Raw genomic sequence first — 17,095 nt, forward strand, 5'->3', positions numbered from 1 at the left:
TCGCCCCGGAACGACAGTCGCATGGTCTCCCAACGCCGGGACGCGGACGCGCCCAAGGATACGTCCGAGAGCATCCTCGAAAGTCTCGCTGGCACCCGCGTGCTGGTGGTGGAGGCGCGCTACTACGACGACATCGCCGACGAATTGTTGGCGGGCGCCCGCGCAGCGATCGAGGCGGTCGGCGCCGAGGCGCGGGTCTTCACGGTGCCGGGTGCGCTTGAGATCCCCGCCGCCATCGCGATCCTGATGGAAGCCGGCCGCAAGGCCGGCGGCCCCTACGATGCGGCGGTCGCGCTCGGCTGCGTCATCCGCGGCGAGACCGGCCACTACGACATCGTCGCGGGCGAGAGCGCCCGCGCGCTGATGGACCTTTCCGTGGCCGAGCACCTGCCGCTCGGCAACGGCATCCTCACCGTGGAGACCATGGAGCAGGCGCTCGCCCGCGCCCGGGTCTCCGAGATGAACAAGGGCGGCGGTGCCGCGGAGGCGGCTCTGAGCCTCCTCGCCATCAAGCGCGCCGCCAACCTGGAACCCGCCCGATGACTGAACCTGCCGCGACACCGGCCCAGCCGAAGCCGAACGCCCGCACCGGCGCCCGCCTCTCCGTGGTGCAGGCGCTCTACGAGATGGAGATCTCGGACAAGGGCGTGATTGAGGCGCTCGCCGAGTTCGAGGCGTTCTGGATCGGTCAGGAGATCGACGGCGTCGTCCACCCGCCGGCCGAGATCGCGTTCTTCCGCGACGTGCTCCGCGGCGCCGTGGAGGAGCAGCGCGCCATCGACCCGAAGCTCGATGCGGCGCTGGCCAAGGGCTGGCCTCTGCGGCGGCTGGAAGCCGTGCTGCGCGCGATCCTGCGGGCGGGCGCCTACGAACTGATGTTCCGCCGCGACGTGCCGGCCCGCGCCGCGATCTCGCAATATGTCGAGGTCGCCTACAGCTTCTACGGCGGTGACGAGCCCGGCATGGTCAACGCGGTGCTCGACCGGGTCGGGCGCGAGGTGCGCTCCACCGAGTTCGGCATCCCGGCCGCCCCCGGCCCGGTGACGGCGAAGAAGGGCTGACCGGCATGGCGCGCGCGGGCGAGGAGGCGCTGATCGCGCGCTACTTCGCGCCGCTCAGCGGCCCCGGCGCCGAAGGCCTGCGTGACGACGCTGCGAGCCTGACACCGACGCCTGGCCACGACCTCGTGGTGACGACCGACGCCATCGTGGCCGGCGTGCATTACTTCCCCGACGACCCGCCCGGCTCCATCGCTGCCAAGGCGCTCGGCGTGAACCTGTCGGATCTGGCCGCCAAGGGCGCCAGCCCGCGCGGCTTCCTCCTGACCCTCGCTCTGCCGGACGACTGGACCGAAGCGTGGCTCGCGGATTTCGCCGAGGGTCTCGGCATGGCGAGCCGCGCCCATGGCTGCCTACTGCTGGGCGGCGACACCGTGCGCTCCGGCGGCCCGGCGCTCATCGGCGTGACCGCCTTCGGCGAGGTGCCGACGGGCGCAATCCTGCGGCGGCAGGCGGCGCGGGCCGGCGACCGGCTCTGCGTCAGCGGCACCATCGGCGACGCGGCTTTGGGCCTCGCCCTGCGGCTCGTGCCCGATCCCGCGCTGGCACCGCTTCACCGCGATACGCTCCTCGATCGCTACCTTCACCCGCGCCCGCGGCTGGCGCTCGTCCCCGTGCTGCGTCGCCACGCCCGCGCGTCCATGGATGTCTCGGACGGACTTGCGGGCGATCTGACGAAGATGTTCGATGGCACCGGCCTGACCGCCCGGATCGACGTACCGGGGGTGCCGCTCTCACCGGCGGCGCAGGCGGCCATCGCCGGCGATGCACGCCGGATCGATACGGCCCTGACCGGCGGGGACGACTACGAGATCCTCTGTGCGGTGCCGCCCGATTCCGTGAGCGCGCTCCTGGCCGAGGCGCGGGCCGCCGGGGTGCCCGTGGCCGAGATCGGCACCGTGGAAGCCGGCGACGGACCGCCGCGCTTTCGCGATGCGCACGGGCGCGCGATGGATTTCGCGCGCGCCTCGTTCAGCCACTTCTGACATGCCGACGCCGCTGACTGCGTGAATCAGGCAGTGCGAGGCCGAAGTTCTGTTCTGACGACTCGATTTTGAGAAATACACATTCGTCGCGTGACAATATAAGATTATAATATTTTTATAAATTGCTGCATTGTGCAGTTATCCGTTGCGTCGGTTCGGGAGTGCTGCATTATATTTGGGTCGACACAGGAGATCTTACTGATGCAGCATGTTTCCAAGTTCCTGATCGCTGCCGCCGTCGTGGCCGGTGCCGCAGCTCTGCCCACGATCGTACAGGCCGAAAGCGCCAAGGGGAGCAAAGCCGAGCCTGCGAGCGCGGCGACGAAAAATCAGTCGAGCGTCGACGAGTTCGAAGAGAACCGTCGCGCCCACATGCAGAAGAGCAAGGAGAACAACACGAAGAAGGGGGCCGAGTAGGCCTGCCTCACGGAACGCCCGATTGCGGCGGCGGGCATTCTTCGAGGGACACGACGGTGTCCGCCCGGAGACCGGGTCAGGTCTCGATGCCGGCTTGGCGCCGGCTCAGGGCCCAGACCCGCTCCTGCAACGCCTCGTTCCGGCTGAGGGCGGACGAGGCGGTCTCGCGGCTCTTGGCGAAGTATCGCCCGCTCACGCCGTCGAGTTCGGGCGCGGTGGCGACGTGGAGCGAGGTCTTGGCGCCGGCCTCGGTCGAGATCAGGAACGGGCGGATCAGGCTCCAGGCGAAGCCGAGCCCGCCCCTCGTGTTCTTGGCAAAGTCACTCGCCACGACGCCCGGATGCACCGCGTTGACGGTGATGCCGCCGACCGCCAGACGCCGGGCGAGCGCAGTGGTGAACAGCACGTTGCCGAGCTTGGCCTGGGCGTAGGCTTTCATCGCCGAATAGCGGCGCTCGCCGCCGAGGTCGTCGAAGTCGATGCGCCCGCGGGTATGGGCGGCGGAGGCGAGGTTGACGATGCGGGCGCGGGGTGCAGCTTCGAGCGGGCGACGCAATTCGTGCGTCAGCAGCACGTAGGCGAGATGGTCGAGGGCCCAGGTCCGCTCGATGCCATCGACCGTGACGTGGCGCTCCGAGAAGATCGCGCCGGCATTGTTCACGAGGAGGTCGAGGGCGGGGTAGCGCGCGCTTACCTCGCCCGCGAGCCGGCGGATTTCGGCTTGGCTCGACAGGTCGGCGAGAAAGACATCCGCCGCGCCGCCGGTCTCCCGGCGCAGATGCGCGGCGGCGCGTTCCGTGCGCTCACGGTCGCGCCCGACGAGGCCCACCCGCGCCCCGAGGCGGGCGAGCCCCAGGGCCGTCTCGGCGCCGATCCCGGAGGAGGCGCCGGTGACGAGGGCGGTGCGACCGTCGAGGCGCACGGGATCGAGCCGGCGGCTCAGAACACCGCCTGACCGATGGCCAGCGCGATCACCACGATGACGATGGCGAGCACGAGGAAGAGGCCGAACAGGATGCGGGCGATCGAACTCGCGCCGGAGGCGATGCCGGTGAAGCCGAGGCCGCCGGCGACGAGCGAGATCACGAAGGCGATGGCGGCCCATTTGAGAAGCGTCATGGCAGTTCACTCCGAAACAAAAGCGGAGCAGTAACGGTCAATGGGCCGGCGGCGTTCCGTCGCGGCCCGCGCTTTACGCGCTTCGTTCTCCGGCCGCCCGACGCACCAGCACCTCCGCCAGGGTGTGATAGAGGCCGCCGCGGCAAACCAGCTTCGACACCGCATCCGCGATCAGCGCCGCCAGCATCAGCGGGATCATCATCGCGTGGTTCTGGGTCATCTCCGTGACGATGACGAAGGAGGTGATCGGCGCCTGGAGCACGCCGGTGAGGTAGGCGGTCATGCCGATCAGCACCAGCGCGCCGACCGGCACGCCCGGCAGGAACAGGCTCGCCTCCGCGCCCAGCCCGGCGCCGACGGCCAGCGACGGCGCGAACAGACCGCCGGGAATGCCGCTGATCGAGGACAGGACGGTCGCCAGGAACTTGAGTGGGGCGAAGTCCCAGCGCGGGTCGCCCCCGGCATGGAGGAGGGCCCGCGCCTCCTCGTAGCCGGTGCCGTAGACGGTGCCGCCGGAGGCGAGCCCGCACAGGGCGACCCCGAGCCCGCACAAGGTCGCGAACAGCACGGGATGGCGCCCGATCATCGCGCCCGCCCGTCCCGGCAGGCCGCGGCCGAATGCGATGACGATGCGGCTGAACAATCCGCCTGCGAGGCCGCCCGCGACGCCGAGCAGCGGCACCGCGAGCCAGCCGGCGGCCAGCGAGAGTTGCGCGTCCGACGTGCCGAAATAGCTGTAGTCGCCGAGGATCGCGAGCGAGGTCAGTCCGGCGGCGACGATGGTGGCGACGATCAGCGCGCTGCCGCGGCTGTCATAGGCCCGGCCGAGTTCCTCGATGCCGAAGACGATGCCGGCCAGCGGCGTGTTGAAGGCCGCCGCCACCCCGGCCGCACCGCCCGCGAGCAGCAGGCCCCGCATCCGCTCCGGGCTCAAAGTCCCGAAGGCGGCCATGATCGCCGCGCCGACCTGCACGGTCGGCCCCTCGCGGCCGATCGAGGCGCCGCACAGGAGGCCGAGGCACATCACGACGATCTTGCCCGCCGCGACCTTGAGCGAGACCAGCGCATCGCGCGCGGGCCCGGCATCCAGGGCGCGGGCGGCGATCACCTGCGGGATGCCCGAGCCCTGCGCATTCGGGAAGACGGCGCGGGCGAGCCACGCGGCGAGCGCGAAGCCGGCCGGGCACAGCAGAAGCGCCAGGGCGGGCGAGACGTGGAGCCCATGGTGGAACACCTCCTGCGCCGCATCGGCCGCCTTGGCCATCAGCACCGCGGCGAGGCCGACGCAGACGCCGCCTGCCAGGAACAGGCTCCGTCGGCGCCAGGTCGTCCACGCATCGCCGGAGGCACCGCGCAGCCGCGACAGGGCTGGTCTCAGGTCCGTGGGTCGCAGCGGCATCGGGATGGATCAGGCAAGGGATGGGCCGTGTCGCCCACACCCTGCCCGTGAAATCGGCGCAGGGCCATCGCTGCCGAGCGATGATCCGGCCCGAACGTCCCCTCCAATGGGGAGGATGACACCGGGCGCTGCAACAAATGGTCCCGGTTGCGGGATGGATGAGGATCTGCGCGTTTAGAAAGCTTCATGACATCCCCGGCTTCCGGTGACCCATGCGGGGTCTCGAGTCGCCGGCAGTCGACGCGGGCAAGGCGCGGATCCGGCCGAACCGGGCCGCGCGGCAAGCAGCCAGGGAGACGGCATGGGGCGGCTGACCACGGTACCCGCGAGCGCGGTCCTTCTCGGTATCGCGGGGTTGATTCCGTTCGTGGGCTTTGCGGCCCTTTCGGTCAGCGGCACGGATGTCGGGCTCGGCACCATCGGCCTGTCGCCGCGCACCATCCTCTCGGCCTACGGGGCGGTGATCGCTTCGTTCCTCGGCGGCATCCGCTGGGGCGCGGCGGCGGCTCGGGATGCGGGCTGGCGCGATTACGGACTCGCGATCGTGCCTTCGCTGCTCGCCTGGGCGGCGCTCGCCGCGCCGCCGCCCTGGGATCTCCGGATCCTCGGCGCGCTCGTGCTGCTTTGGGGCATCGTCGATCAGGACCTTCCCCGCCGCGGCATGGTCCCGGTCTGGATGGGCCGCCTGCGGCTGGCCCTGTCGGCGGTCGCAGGCGCGGCGCTGTTGGTGGCAGCGTGACCCGGTTCAATCCCGCCCGAGCATCGTCCGGCCGATGGCGAAGACGCGCCCGTCCCCGAGCAGGTAGGCCGTAAACCCCTTCGGGAAGAGCGGCTCGAAGACGGCGTCGCGCACGTTGAGGCCGCCCGTGTAGGCGCCGAAGGCCGGCATGACGAGGCGGTGTCCGTCGCTCACGAAGCAGCGGCGGCGCACCGAGCGGCCACGCATGGTGACCTTTCCGCAGGGGTGCAGGTGGCCGGCGATCTCGCCTGCTTCGGCGCCTGCCAGCGGCTCGTGCCGCAACGTCAGGCCGCCGACGGAGACCGTCTCACAGTAGCGCCCGCCGACGCCCTCGCTCACCGCCGCGTCGTGGTTGCCGGCGATCCAGACCCAGTCGCGGCCTTCCTGAAGCGCGGCGATCATTGCCCGGTCGCCGGGCTCCATCCGCTCGGGGCCGCGGGCATCGTGGAAGGAATCGCCGAGCGCGACCACGCAGGCCGGATCGAGCCGCTGGATCACCTCGTGCAGAAGGCTCAGGGTCTCGCGGGTGTCGTAGGGCGGCAGGAACTGGCCCGAGCGGGCGGCGAAGGACGAGCCCTTCTCCAGATGGAGGTCCGACACCACCAGGGTGCGGTGTTCGGGCAGCCACAGGGCGCCGGTTCGGTCGAGGCTCAGCGCCTCCCCGGCGAGCGCAAGGTCGGTGCCCTTCACGGTCTTCTCGAGTCTCTGGCCGAGTGCCAACGTTGTCTTCCCAAGCTTCGTGGAGGAGGCGGCACGCCGCGTCAGCCGAGCGCCTCTTGGAGAAGCTCGGCTTCGGCCTCGGCCAGGATCTCGTCGGCCCCCTCTCCGTAGACCCGCTCGCGCCCGATTTCGAGCATGACGGATACGGAGAGCGGCGAGACCCGGTCGAGCGCCCTATGGGTGATTCGCCCCCGGATCCGCCTCAGCATCATGCCGAGGCGGGTCACGTCGAGGAGTCCGGTTGCCGCATCCTGCCGCGCGGCGCGCAGGAGCAGGTGGTCGGGCTGGTGGCGGCGCAGCACGTCGTAGATCAGGTCGGTCGAGATCGTGACCTGCCGGCCGGTCTTCTTCTGGCCGGGAAAGCGCCGCTCGATCAGCCCGGCGATCACCGCGCATTGCCGGAAGGTGCGCTTCATCATCGCCGACTCGTCGAGCCAGGCCTCCAAGTCGTCGCCGAGCATGTCCTCGTCGAACAGGGCCTCCATGAAGCCGGGCGAGAGGGCGGCGCGCTCGCTCAGATCCTTCGTGCACCAGATGGCGATGCCGTAATCGTTGGCGGCAAACCCGAGCGGGCGCAGCCGGGCGCGCTCCAGGCGCCGGGTCAGCAGCATGCCGAGCGTCTGGTGGGCGAGCCGCCCCTCGAACGGGAAAGCCGTGAGGTAGTGGCGCCCGGCCCGCGAAAAGGTCTCGACCAGCAGGTCGCGCTCGCCCGGCAACACGGAGTGGCGGCGCTGCTGCGCGAGGTAATCCGCGAGTTGGCGTGGCAGGCGGTCCCACTCGAACGGGTCGGCGATGATCGCCCGCACGCGGGCGGCGAGGAAGGTCGAGAGCGGGAACTTCGAGCCGGCATAGGAGGGAATCGCCGGATCGGTGCCGGGCCCGGCCCGCGTGACGAGGCATTCATCCTCGGCCAGCCCCTCGAAGCGCAACACCTCACCCGCGAACAGGAAGGTGTCGCCGACGGTGAGCGTCTCGGCGAAATCCTCCTCGATCTCGCCGAGCGTCCGCCCGCCCTTCGGCAGCACGGTTCCGGGCTTGGCGCGCAGGCTGCGGGCCATGCGCACCTTGATGTGGGTCGATTCGACGATGGTGCCGATGTTCATGCGGTATTGCTGCGCCACCCGCGCGTCCCGCACCCGCCACTTGCCGTCGGCGCCCCGCAGGATCTTGGCGAAGCGCTCGTAGGCGCGCAATGCGTAGCCGCCGGTGGCGACGTAATCGACCACTGCCTCAAAATCCTCCCAGCTCAACGTCGCGTAGGGCGCGGCCGAAATCACCTCGTCGTAGAGTTCGAGGGGATCGAAGGCGTCGGCGCAGGCCATGCCGAGCACGTGCTGGGCGAGCACGTCGGGGGCGCCGAGGCGGGCGTCGGGGGTGTCCTGGGCCGCCTCCCCCACCGCGTCGAGAGCCGCGCGGCACTCCAGCATCTCGAAGCGGTTGCCGGGGACGAGATAGGCCTTCGAGGGCTCGTCCATGCGGTGGTTGGCCCGGCCGATCCGCTGCATGATCCGGCTCGCGCCCTTCGGCGCGCCGAGATTGACCACGAGATCGACATCGCCCCAGTCGATGCCGAGATCGAGCGTCGCGGTGCAGACGATGGCGCGCAACTGCCCCGCCGCCATCGCCGCCTCGACCCGGCGTCGCTGCGTGGCGTCGAGCGAGCCGTGATGCAGGGCGATGGCTAAGGTGTCGTCGTTGAGCCGCCACAGCTCCTGGAAGGTGTACTCGGCCTGGAGCCGGGTGTTGACGAAGACGAGCACCATGCGGTGCGCCCGGATCAGGTCGTAGATCGCCGGCATTGAGTGCCACGCGGTGTGGCCGGCGAGCGGGAGCGTGCGGTTCACTTCGAGCATGTGCAGGTCGGGCTTAGCGCCGCCCTTCACCACGACGAGCTCGGCCCGGCGGTCCTCGCCCGGCACCTGACCGACGAGGTACTTTCGCAGTTCGTCCGGCTCGCGCACGGTGGCCGAGAGGCCGATGGCGCGGGCCTCCGGCGCCAGCCGTCGCACGCGGGCGAGGGCGAGGGCGAGGAGATCGCCGCGCTTCGAGGTGACGAGCGCGTGCAGCTCGTCGAGCACGACCGTCTTCAGCCCGGCGAAGAACGCCTCCGCCTCGCGGTGGGCGAGCAGCAGCGAGAGCTGTTCGGGCGTGGTGAGCAGGATGTCGGGCGGGCGCTGGATCTGGCGCGCGCGCTTGTGTGCGGGCGTGTCGCCGGTGCGGGTCTCGACCGTGACCGGCAGTTCCATGCCCTCGATCGGCGCTTCGAGGTTGCGGGCGATATCGACCGCAAGCGCCTTGAGCGGCGAGACGTAGAGGGTGTGGAGCCCCTTCGCCTTGCTGCCCTTGCTCCCATTCTTACTCCCTTGCCGCTCGCTCAGCTCGACCAGGCTCGGCAGGAAGCCGGCCAGCGTCTTGCCCGCTCCCGTGGGGGCGACGAGCAGCGCCGACGATCCACCCCGGACGGTCGCGAGCAATTCGAGCTGGTGCGGGCGGGGGGACCAGCCGCGGGAGGCGAACCACGCGGAAAAGCGCGGCGGAAGGTCTGGGGGCGCAGGCACCCGGCTCAGGTAGAACGTGCGCGGCGCGGCGTCACCGCGTCACGCCAGCGCCATCAGGAAGCGGTCGATCAGCTCCAGGGCCCGTTCGGTCAGCGCGCTGGGGTAGCGCACGAAGACGTGGCAGCCGCCGGCATAGACCGCGGTGTGGCCGCCATTGTTGGCCGCCGCCCATCGGGCCGACATGTAGAGTGTGTCGTCGAGCAGCGGATCGGCGGTGCCGACGGTGAACAGGGCCGGCGGCAGACCCTTCAGGTCGGCGTAGAGCGGTGACACGTCGGGCCGGCGCCGGTCGATGCCCTCACGCACGTAGCCGTCGGCGAAGCGCTTGAGGTCGGTGGTGTTGATGACGAGGCGTTCCTCACCCCACAGCCGCACGCTCGGGGTCAAGCCGAGATCGAAGAAGCCGGCATTGAGGTTGGCGCCGCGGAAGGCGCGGGGCAGGTTGTGCCGGTCGCGCAGGCGCAGCAGCGTCATCACCGCGAGATGCGCGCCGACGGATTCGCCGCCGATGGTCAGGGCGTGGACGCCGAGTTCCGCCCGGCCTGGGCCGGCGAGCCAGAGGGCGGCGGCCTCGCAATCCTCGAGCGCGGCGGGATAGGGATGCTCCGGCGCCAGCCGGTACTCGACCGAGAGGCAGACGAAGCCGCAGGTGTCGGCGATACGCTCGAGCCAGGGGTCCTGCTCGTCGGCCGCGCCCCAGACCCAGCCGCCCCGGTGGATGTGCAGGTAGGCGCCCCGTGCCTTACCCTGCGGGCGGATCACCCGCAGTGCCAGCGGGCCGGCGGGCCCTTCGATGGTCAGGGTCTCGGCGCGCGGGCTGCGCGGCATGGCGGGGGAGGCCTGCGTGCCCGCCCGGCGGCGCGCGCGCACCTGCTCGATCGGCAGCGACCATGGGTCGGCCTGGGCGGCGTGGGCGGCCACGATCTCGGCATTGAGCGCCTTCGTCTCGGCATCGATGGTCGCCGGGTCGAACAGAGCGTGGTCGATCATGGCCGGAATCAGGTCGCGCTTTATCGGGTCAACGGGAGCCGGCAGGGCCGGATGAAGCCTGCCATCTTGAGCGGAACGTTCGAGGATGCCATCTGGCTGCTACCCCGAATGCGTCGAATGATGCGGCGGCGTCCCGGTTTCGCAGAGGTGTGGCGAAGCAGCAACGCCGTTGCGAGGGTGCCACGACCCATCGTGCCAAGGCCCAGCAAGGATATCGGCAGAATGATCGGCGATCACGACTCGCGGCGCCGCGCCCCGCTCGACTCCGGCGCCTACCCGGCCGATCCGCGCGTCGAGCCGCGCTATGGGGCCCCCCGCCGACGCTCCGGCCTCAACCGCTTCCTCGGCGGCTCGCCCGCGGCGGTGTTCGTGAAGCTCCTGTTCCTGTCCGTGCTCGTCGGTGCGGTGATGGCGATGTTCGGCCTGACGCCGGGCCTGCTGTTCTGGCAGCTCTACGATTTCACCCGCTCCTTGATCGAACTCGGGCTCGACACCTTCCACGATTTCGGCCGCTGGATCCTCGCGGGCGCGGTGGTGGTGGTGCCGATCTGGTTGATCGCCCGCGTGCTCACCGTCTCGCGGGACCGGTGACGCCGGCTCGCCGGGTCGATCCCTCCGGACCGGCGCGCCGGCCCTCGGTGTGAGGACGTGCGACACAGCAACAGGTTAGAACCGTTCCGATTGCCTCGCCCGCGCGAACGGTTCTAAGACTCGAGCGAGAAGCAAGAAACCGCATCGAGGCGTGTCGTGCAGACCAATTTCGCCCCCGAGCAGCTCGCCGACCCCGCCATGGCGGCCTCGGAGAAGATCCTGCGCACCTGTGTGCATTGCGGATTCTGCACCGCGACCTGCCCGACCTACCTCCTGCTCGGCGACGAACTCGATTCACCCCGCGGCCGCATCTACCTCATCAAGGACATGCTGGAGGGCGGCAAGCCGGCGAGCCGCGAGGTGGTCAAGCACGTCGATCGCTGCCTCTCGTGCCTGTCCTGCATGACGACCTGTCCGTCGGGCGTGCACTACATGCATCTCGTCGATCACGCCCGCACGCATATCGAGAAGACCTACGCGCGCCCGCTCTCCGACCGCGCCTTGCGCGCGGTGCTGGCCTTCGTCCTGCCCTACCCGAACCGCTTCCGGCTTGCCTTGCTCGCGGCCAAGATCGGGTCGCCGTTCCGGCCGCTGGTCGCCCGTCTGCCGCGGGTCGGCAACCGGCTCGCGGCGATGCTTGACCTCGCCCCGGCGCAACTGCCGAACCGCAACCGCACCGACCGGCCCGGCACCTTCCCCGCCGACACGTCGGCGCAGGAGATCAGCGACCTCTTCCAGACCGGTGAGGACAAGGCGCCGGCCAAACGCCGCGGCCGGGTCGCGCTGCTGCGCGGCTGCGCCCAGAGCGTGCTGCGGCCGGACTTCAACGAGGCGGCGATCCGCCTGCTCAACCGCCACGGGGTCGAGGTGGTCCTGCCCAAGGGCGAGGGCTGCTGCGGCGCACTGACCCACCACATGGGCAAGGAGAACAACGCCCACGGCCACGCCAAACGCACGATCGACGCCTGGATCGCCGAGATGGACGGGCCCGGCCTCGATGCCATCGTCGTCACCGCGTCCGGCTGCGGCACGACGATCAAGGATTACGGCTTCATGTTCCGAGACGACCCGGCCTATGCCGAGAAGGCTGCGCGGGTCTCAGGTCTCGCGAGGGACGTGACCGAGTACATGGCCGAGATCGGCCTGCTGCCGCCGGTGGAGGATACCGACCTCGTGGTCGCCTATCATTCCGCCTGCTCGATGCAGCACGGGCAGGCCATCCGCACCGAACCGAAGACCCTCCTCAAGAAGGCGGGCTTCACGGTCAAGGACGTGCCGGAGGGCCACATCTGCTGCGGCTCGGCCGGCACCTACAACATCCTCCAGCCGGAGATCGCCGCCCGGTTGCGTGACCGCAAGGTCGCCAACATCGAGCGCGTCCGGCCCGACATCATCGCCACCGGCAACATCGGCTGCGCGACCCAGATCGGGAAGGGCACCGACATCCCGATCCTGCATACGGTCGAACTGCTCGACTGGGCGACCGGCGGGCCGCGGCCGGAGGCGCTGGCGCATCTGTCGGTGCGGCCGGCACCCGTCCCGGCGCATGCCTGATACGGTTCGCTTGATCCAAGCGGGGACCGTATCATCAAGCCCGCGCGGCGCTTGAGGAGGGTGTTGATCGCGCCAGCGCGATGGGATCCCGCCGAAGCCCAAATCCGCCATCCCGAAGGGATCAAACGGATTTGGTATGAGACCAATTGACAGGGCATCGGACCGACGCTCGCCGCCCCGCAATTGCGAGGCAATCGGGGTCATCGCCGGTCGATGTAAGGTCAAGGTTGACTATCCCGCTCTGCACAATTGCGGGTCATCCCTTCCTTGACCTCGCTGCAGGTGCGAATTAGGCCCGCAACCAGTGTCGGTCCGAAATCGTTTGCAGGCTTATGACAGAGAACCCGACAGAGTCGCCCGTCGTCCTCCTCGTCGAAGATGACGGTCTGCTGCTGATGGAGGCCTCCGACACGCTGGCGGAGGCCGGGTTCAACGTCATCGAAGCGCATCATGCCGACAAGGCGCTCGACCTGCTGGAGGGCCGGCCCGATGTCGGGATCGTCATGACCGATGTCGACATGCCGATGGGCTCGATGGACGGCTTCGCTCTGGCCCGCCTCGTCGCCCACCGCTGGCCGGAGATCCCGGTGCTGATCGTCTCAGGCATGGGAACCCCCGGCCCCGGCGACATGCCCGACGGCGCACGCTTCATCCCCAAGCCCTACGCGCCGACCATGCTCGTGCGCACCCTCAAGGCCTGCCTCAAGAGCGCGGCCTGACCGCGTTCCGCAGACGTTGCGCGCATGGCCGATGCGCGCAGGGGCCAATCGCGGGTTTCGCCGCGGGTCGTTTCGCGGCAGAAGGCGCGTGAGAGCGGCGTACTCCGCGCGCCGACAGACCGATCAGTTCAGGTCCCGCCATGACCGCCGAGCCAAAAACCCTCCGCTTCGCCACGCAGGCGGTCCATGCGGGCGCCGCCCCCGATCCCGCCACCGGCGCGCGGGTGCAGCCGATCTACTTCACCAACGGCTTCGTCTTCGACTCGACCGAGCAGGCCGCCGACATCTTCGCCATGCGCAAGACCGGCTTCTCCTATTCGCGCGGCTCGAACCCGACGGTCGCCGCGCTCGAGCGCCGGGTTGCCGCATTGGAGGGTGCCAAGGCGGCGGTCGCCGTCTCGTCCGGGCAGTCGGCGGTGCTGCTGGTGATGATGACGCTGATGCAAACGGGCGACGCCTATGTCGCCTCCCCGCGTCTGTTCGGCGGCTCGCTCGGCCTGATGCGCCGCCTCGAAGGGCGCTACGACCTGACGCCGCACTTCGCCGCGGACCTGACGCCGGAGGCGTTCGAGGCCGCGATCACGCCGCAGACCAAGGCGATCATCTGCGAATCGATCGTCAATCCCTGCGCTACGGTGATGGATATCGAGCGCATCGCCGCGGTCGCCAAGCGCCACGGCCTGCCGCTCGTCATCGACAACACTCTGGCCTCGCCCGCCCTGATCCGCCCGATCGAGTACGGCGCCGACATCGTGGTCCACTCGACCTCGAAGTTCCTCGGCGGCTCGGGCCAGGTGATCGGCGGCATGATCTGCGATGCCGGCACCTTCGATTGGAAGGCGCAGGGCTCGCGCTACAACCTCATCAACGATCCCTGGCCGGACTATGACGGGCTGATCGTCAGCGATCGCTTTCCCGAGATCAGCTTTGCCGTGGCTTGCCGCCTGTTCGGCCTACGCGACCTCGGCCCCGGCCTCTCGCCGATGAATGCCTTCCTCACGCTCACCGGCATCGAGACCCTGCCGCTGCGAATGGCCCGCCACTGCGCCAACGCCAAGGCGGTGGCCGCCTACCTCAAGGACCATCCGGCCGTGGAGTGGGTGAGCTACCCGGCGCTTCCCGGCCAGAAGGGCGAGGCGCTGGCCAACCGCTACGTGCCGCAGGGGCCGGGCTCGATCTTCACCTTCGCGCTGAAGGGCGGCGAGCCGGCGGCCCTGGCGTTCATCGCGAACCTGGAACTGGTCTCGCACCTCGTGAACATCGGCGAGATCAAGTCGCTCGTGATCCATCCGGCCACCACGACCCATCGTCAGCTCCGCCCCGAGGAGCGCGCGGCGGCCTGCGTCGGCCCCGAGACCGTACGTCTCTCGATCGGCCTGGAGGATCCCGAGGATCTCATCGCCGATATCGAGCAGGCCCTCGCGAAGATCGGCTAACGCCGCGATGGGACGGCGCGGGCGCATCGCTGCGGTGATCGGAGGCCTCGCCGTCCTCGGCTCCGGTGCCGTCGTCCTCGCCGACTTCCTGCAAGTCGGCCGCACCGAGCCCCCGCTGGTGGCCGAGGCCGAGCGCGCCGACCGCGTTCTCGTGGAGAAGGCGGCGCGCCGGCTGACCCTGCTGCGCGAGGGGCGTGTGCTCGCGACCTACCCGGTGTCGCTCGGTTTCGCGCCGGAAGGGCACAAGGCGCGCGAAGGCGACGGGCGCACGCCCGAGGGCGTCTATGCGATCGCGTTCCGCAATCCGCGTAGCGTCGCCCATCTCTCGCTCAAGGTGTCCTACCCTTCCCCGGCCGATGCGGCGGTGGCACGGGCCGGAGGCTATCCGCCCGGCGGGGACATCATGATCCACGGGCTGATGAACGGCTTTTCCTGGCTCGGCCACCTGCATCGGCTGAGGGACTGGACCCAGGGCTGCGTCGGCGTCACCAATGCCGAGATGCGCGCAATCTACGCCCGCGTGGATGTCGGCACGCCGATCGAGATCAGACCCTGACCATTGCGGCTTACGCGGCTGGCACGATGGATCGACGGAAGAGGATCTGCGCTCGACGCCGGGGTACACCTACCGACTGACTAATTGCGTCGGATGCGGGCCTCCAAATACTTCCAAGTCGATATTGTTTGCTGCGCCTTGGTCTCCGACGTTGGATTTTTGCGATCATTTTGTTTCGCAAAAACGTGCCTTACCCATTGCTTATGGTCAGAAAATCGACCGAATTTCATATGATGATTTCAGTTACTGAGAAAACTAATCCATAAATCGCTCGGTTGCGAAAGACACATATTGATAGAGTTCAGAGCTGGTCTACGTCACCCATAGCCTGCAACTGAAGAAAGCTGCGACTTAAGTAGCATCTTCGACCCGCTGAGAGAGGCTTGTCCCAAGTAACGGGAGGGGTCATTTTAATCCTCTCGTTAAGAAATTTCATTTATCACTTTTTTGTCAGCAGACCTGGATGATCCGTGCGCGGCGGACACTTCAGCATCTTACGCGCCTCTCCCCTCCGATGCGCTTCTCTCTCAAAGCTGCTCTCGTTGCCCTGTTCGGCGGGGTCACGCTCATTACGATCGGCCAGGGCGCCGTATCCCTCATGGAGCTGTCGTCGATCCGCCGAGGTGTCGATGCGGTTGCCACCAACTGGCTTCCATCCGTCGTCGCCGTCAACGAGATGGGGACGGCTGCAAGCCAGATGCGCCTGCGGCAGTATCGGATCGTCACGACATCGATCGATCCCGAGGCGCTGGTTGCGAACCGGAACCTTTACGAGCGGGCGGTGGCCGACATGGCGGCGGCGCGCAAGCGCTACGAGCCCCTGATCTCGTCCCCGGAGGAGCGCGCACTCTACACGCAGTTTTCCGAGCTGTGGTCCCGCTACGATGAGGCGAGCCGTCATATCATCGCGATGATGGAGCGGGGCCAGCAGCGGGAGGCCATGGCGGAACTGGTCGGACCGGGCCTGCTCTCCGTGTACGGCCAAGCGAGCGAAGTGATCGCCCGCGCGATCACCCTCAATCGCGACGGCTCCACGCGCGACGCATCCGCCGCGGTCGGCAATGTCGAGACCGCTTCGATCGCCGCGATCGTCACGATGGCCATCGCCGTGCTCTTCGCCCTCTTTGCGATGGCGTTCGGCCTTCTGCGGATCTCGCGGCCGATCACCGGCATCACCGGCATGATGGGTTCGCTCGCTGCGGGCGACGTCGAGACACCCGTGCCGTACCGTCAGCGCCGGGACGAGATCGGTGCGATGGCCGCCGCCGTCCAGGTGTTCAAGGATAACCTGATCCGCACCCGTGCCCTGGAAGCCGAGACGGCGCTCGCCCGCGCTTCGGCCGAGGAGCAGCGGAAGGCCGCGATGCGGGCGATGGCCGACAGCTTCGAGGCGGCCGTCGGCGGGATCATCGGCAGCGTGACCTCGGCGGCGACCGAGTTGCAGGCGACGGCCAAGACCATGTCGGGAACCGCCGACGAGACGGCCTCGCAATCCGTCACCGTGGCCTCCGCGGCCGAAGAGGCGGCGACCAATGTGGGGACCGTCGCGGCCGCAGCGGAGGAACTCGGCGCCTCCGTGCACGAGATCGGCCGGCAGGTGGCCAGTTCGTCCGACCTCGCCCAGGCTGCGGTCGGCGAAGCCGACCAGACCGCCGGTCTGGTCCAGAACCTGTCGAGCGCGGCTGCCAAGATCGGCGACGTGGTGTCGATGATCTCGACGATTGCCGGACAGACCAACCTGTTGGCGCTCAACGCCACCATCGAGGCGGCCCGTGCCGGGGAGGCTGGCCGCGGCTTCGCGGTGGTCGCCGCCGAGGTCAAGGAACTCGCCAACCAGACCGCGCGGGCAACCAGCGAAATCGCGCAGCAGATCGGCACGATCCAGGTCGCGACCGATCAGGCGGTCTCGGCCATCGGCGGCATTTCCGGCCGCATCCGCGAGATCAACGGCGTCGCCACCGGCATCGCCGCGGCGGTCGAGCAGCAGGGCGCGGCGACGCAGGAAATCGTGCGCAACGTCTCCCAAGCCTCGACCGGCACGGCCGAGGTGACGAGCAACATCGCCGGCGTTGCCCGCGCCTCCGAAGAGACCGGCGCGGCGGCGGGCCAAGTGCTCGGCGCGGCCTCCGAGTTGTCGCGCCAGTCCGAGCAGCTCTCGGCGGAAGTGAGCCGCTTCCTGGCGACGGTGCGGGCAGCCTAAACGAGGCCGGAGCCCGGGGGACGGGCTGGCGTGTCGTGACGAAGAGGTCGCCT

17 protein-coding genes are annotated in these 17,095 nt (G+C 69.2%); 11 read left to right on the forward strand and 6 right to left on the reverse strand.

The genetic code is table 11. The features are described from left to right. Positions 1 to 21: 21 nt before the first annotated feature. From ribH to J2W78_RS13165, 4 genes are all read left to right on the forward strand, one after another. Positions 22 to 543 (forward strand): 6,7-dimethyl-8-ribityllumazine synthase, encoded by a 522-nt coding sequence (gene ribH, locus J2W78_RS13150; protein ID WP_253371109.1) that lies wholly within the window; start codon positions 22 to 24, stop codon positions 541 to 543. Continuing rightward, on the forward strand, positions 540 to 1,061 hold the full coding sequence (gene nusB / locus J2W78_RS13155) for a transcription antitermination factor NusB (RefSeq protein WP_253371110.1): 522 nt from the start codon (positions 540 to 542) through the stop codon (positions 1,059 to 1,061). The genes ribH and nusB overlap by 4 nt, the downstream gene beginning before the upstream one ends. Positions 1,062 to 1,066: 5 nt before the next feature. Continuing rightward, positions 1,067 to 2,044: a thiamine-phosphate kinase gene (gene thiL, locus J2W78_RS13160; protein ID WP_253371112.1), complete on the forward strand. Its 978-nt coding sequence runs from the start codon at positions 1,067 to 1,069 to the stop codon at positions 2,042 to 2,044. 201 nt (positions 2,045 to 2,245) lie between these two features. Continuing rightward, positions 2,246 to 2,461: a hypothetical protein gene (locus tag J2W78_RS13165; RefSeq protein ID WP_253371114.1), complete on the forward strand. Its 216-nt coding sequence runs from the start codon at positions 2,246 to 2,248 to the stop codon at positions 2,459 to 2,461. Positions 2,462 to 2,537: 76 nt separating this feature from the next. On the opposite strand, the gene J2W78_RS13170 is transcribed toward J2W78_RS13165, so the two are convergent. From J2W78_RS13170 to J2W78_RS13180, 3 genes are all read right to left on the reverse strand, one after another. After that, entirely contained in the window at positions 2,538 to 3,383 is an 846-nt protein-coding gene (locus tag J2W78_RS13170) for an SDR family oxidoreductase (RefSeq protein WP_253371115.1), read from the reverse strand. A gap of 17 nt (positions 3,384 to 3,400) precedes the next feature. Beyond that, positions 3,401 to 3,580, reverse strand: a complete 180-nt coding sequence (locus J2W78_RS13175; RefSeq protein WP_056202595.1) for a DUF1328 domain-containing protein — start codon at positions 3,578 to 3,580, stop codon at positions 3,401 to 3,403. A 73-nt stretch (positions 3,581 to 3,653) separates the two neighbouring features. Beyond that, complete coding sequence (locus tag J2W78_RS13180; protein ID WP_253371118.1) at positions 3,654 to 4,979, reverse strand: chloride channel protein; 1,326 nt, start codon at positions 4,977 to 4,979, stop codon at positions 3,654 to 3,656. Between the two features lie 301 nt (positions 4,980 to 5,280). Here J2W78_RS13180 and J2W78_RS13185 point away from each other — a divergent pair, with 301 nt between their 5' ends. Beyond that, positions 5,281 to 5,718, forward strand: a complete 438-nt coding sequence (locus tag J2W78_RS13185) for a DUF3429 domain-containing protein (protein WP_253371120.1) — start codon at positions 5,281 to 5,283, stop codon at positions 5,716 to 5,718. Between the two features lie 6 nt (positions 5,719 to 5,724). On the opposite strand, the gene pdeM is transcribed toward J2W78_RS13185, so the two are convergent. From pdeM to J2W78_RS13200, 3 genes are read right to left on the reverse strand one after another with little or no spacing between them, the layout of a single operon-like run. Continuing rightward, positions 5,725 to 6,438 (reverse strand): ligase-associated DNA damage response endonuclease PdeM, encoded by a 714-nt coding sequence (gene pdeM, locus J2W78_RS13190; RefSeq protein ID WP_253371122.1) that lies wholly within the window; start codon positions 6,436 to 6,438, stop codon positions 5,725 to 5,727. A 41-nt stretch (positions 6,439 to 6,479) separates the two neighbouring features. Next, positions 6,480 to 8,996: a ligase-associated DNA damage response DEXH box helicase gene (locus tag J2W78_RS13195; RefSeq protein ID WP_253371124.1), complete on the reverse strand. Its 2,517-nt coding sequence runs from the start codon at positions 8,994 to 8,996 to the stop codon at positions 6,480 to 6,482. Positions 8,997 to 9,035: 39 nt separating this feature from the next. After that, positions 9,036 to 9,986 (reverse strand): alpha/beta hydrolase, encoded by a 951-nt coding sequence (locus J2W78_RS13200; RefSeq protein WP_253371126.1) that lies wholly within the window; start codon positions 9,984 to 9,986, stop codon positions 9,036 to 9,038. A gap of 222 nt (positions 9,987 to 10,208) precedes the next feature. Here J2W78_RS13200 and J2W78_RS13205 point away from each other — a divergent pair, with 222 nt between their 5' ends. From J2W78_RS13205 to J2W78_RS13230, 6 genes are all read left to right on the forward strand, one after another. Continuing rightward, positions 10,209 to 10,577, forward strand: a complete 369-nt coding sequence (locus J2W78_RS13205; RefSeq protein WP_253371128.1) for a DUF6460 domain-containing protein — start codon at positions 10,209 to 10,211, stop codon at positions 10,575 to 10,577. Between the two features lie 156 nt (positions 10,578 to 10,733). Continuing rightward, positions 10,734 to 12,131, forward strand: coding sequence for a heterodisulfide reductase-related iron-sulfur binding cluster (locus tag J2W78_RS13210; RefSeq protein ID WP_253371130.1), 1,398 nt, complete (start codon positions 10,734 to 10,736; stop codon positions 12,129 to 12,131). 332 nt (positions 12,132 to 12,463) lie between these two features. Then, positions 12,464 to 12,850 carry a response regulator gene (locus tag J2W78_RS13215; RefSeq protein ID WP_253371132.1) on the forward strand — a complete coding sequence of 129 codons (387 nt, stop codon included), beginning with the start codon at positions 12,464 to 12,466 and terminating at the stop codon, positions 12,848 to 12,850. A 140-nt stretch (positions 12,851 to 12,990) separates the two neighbouring features. Further along, the gene (locus J2W78_RS13220; protein WP_253371134.1) at positions 12,991 to 14,286 is read left to right on the forward strand and encodes an O-acetylhomoserine aminocarboxypropyltransferase/cysteine synthase family protein; all 1,296 of its coding nucleotides are present in this window, start codon (positions 12,991 to 12,993) and stop codon (positions 14,284 to 14,286) included. A 7-nt stretch (positions 14,287 to 14,293) separates the two neighbouring features. Continuing rightward, entirely contained in the window at positions 14,294 to 14,842 is a 549-nt protein-coding gene (locus J2W78_RS13225) for a L,D-transpeptidase family protein (RefSeq protein ID WP_253371136.1), read from the forward strand. A gap of 514 nt (positions 14,843 to 15,356) precedes the next feature. Further along, positions 15,357 to 17,042 (forward strand): methyl-accepting chemotaxis protein, encoded by a 1,686-nt coding sequence (locus tag J2W78_RS13230; protein ID WP_253371138.1) that lies wholly within the window; start codon positions 15,357 to 15,359, stop codon positions 17,040 to 17,042. Positions 17,043 to 17,095 lie beyond the last annotated feature (53 nt).

Source organism: Methylorubrum extorquens (genome assembly GCF_024169925.1).
GTDB lineage: Bacteria > Pseudomonadota > Alphaproteobacteria > Rhizobiales > Beijerinckiaceae > Methylobacterium > Methylobacterium extorquens_A.

Bases quoted from the DNA above. Each gene is read 5' to 3' on its own strand.
- ribH (WP_253371109.1), top strand. From the start codon at position 22: ATGGTCTCCCAACGCCGGGACGCGGACGCGCCCAAGGATACGTCCGAG.
- nusB (WP_253371110.1), top strand. From the start codon at position 540: ATGACTGAACCTGCCGCGACACCGGCCCAGCCGAAGCCGAACGCCCGC.
- thiL (WP_253371112.1), top strand. From the start codon at position 1,067: ATGGCGCGCGCGGGCGAGGAGGCGCTGATCGCGCGCTACTTCGCGCCG.
- J2W78_RS13165 (WP_253371114.1), top strand. From the start codon at position 2,246: ATGCAGCATGTTTCCAAGTTCCTGATCGCTGCCGCCGTCGTGGCCGGT.
- J2W78_RS13175 (WP_056202595.1), bottom strand. From the start codon at position 3,580: ATGACGCTTCTCAAATGGGCCGCCATCGCCTTCGTGATCTCGCTCGTC.
- J2W78_RS13180 (WP_253371118.1), bottom strand. From the start codon at position 4,979: ATGCCGCTGCGACCCACGGACCTGAGACCAGCCCTGTCGCGGCTGCGC.
- J2W78_RS13185 (WP_253371120.1), top strand. From the start codon at position 5,281: ATGGGGCGGCTGACCACGGTACCCGCGAGCGCGGTCCTTCTCGGTATC.
- J2W78_RS13200 (WP_253371126.1), bottom strand. From the start codon at position 9,986: ATGATCGACCACGCTCTGTTCGACCCGGCGACCATCGATGCCGAGACG.
- J2W78_RS13205 (WP_253371128.1), top strand. From the start codon at position 10,209: ATGATCGGCGATCACGACTCGCGGCGCCGCGCCCCGCTCGACTCCGGC.
- J2W78_RS13215 (WP_253371132.1), top strand. From the start codon at position 12,464: ATGACAGAGAACCCGACAGAGTCGCCCGTCGTCCTCCTCGTCGAAGAT.
- J2W78_RS13220 (WP_253371134.1), top strand. From the start codon at position 12,991: ATGACCGCCGAGCCAAAAACCCTCCGCTTCGCCACGCAGGCGGTCCAT.
- J2W78_RS13225 (WP_253371136.1), top strand. From the start codon at position 14,294: ATGGGACGGCGCGGGCGCATCGCTGCGGTGATCGGAGGCCTCGCCGTC.
- J2W78_RS13230 (WP_253371138.1), top strand. From the start codon at position 15,357: ATGCGCTTCTCTCTCAAAGCTGCTCTCGTTGCCCTGTTCGGCGGGGTC.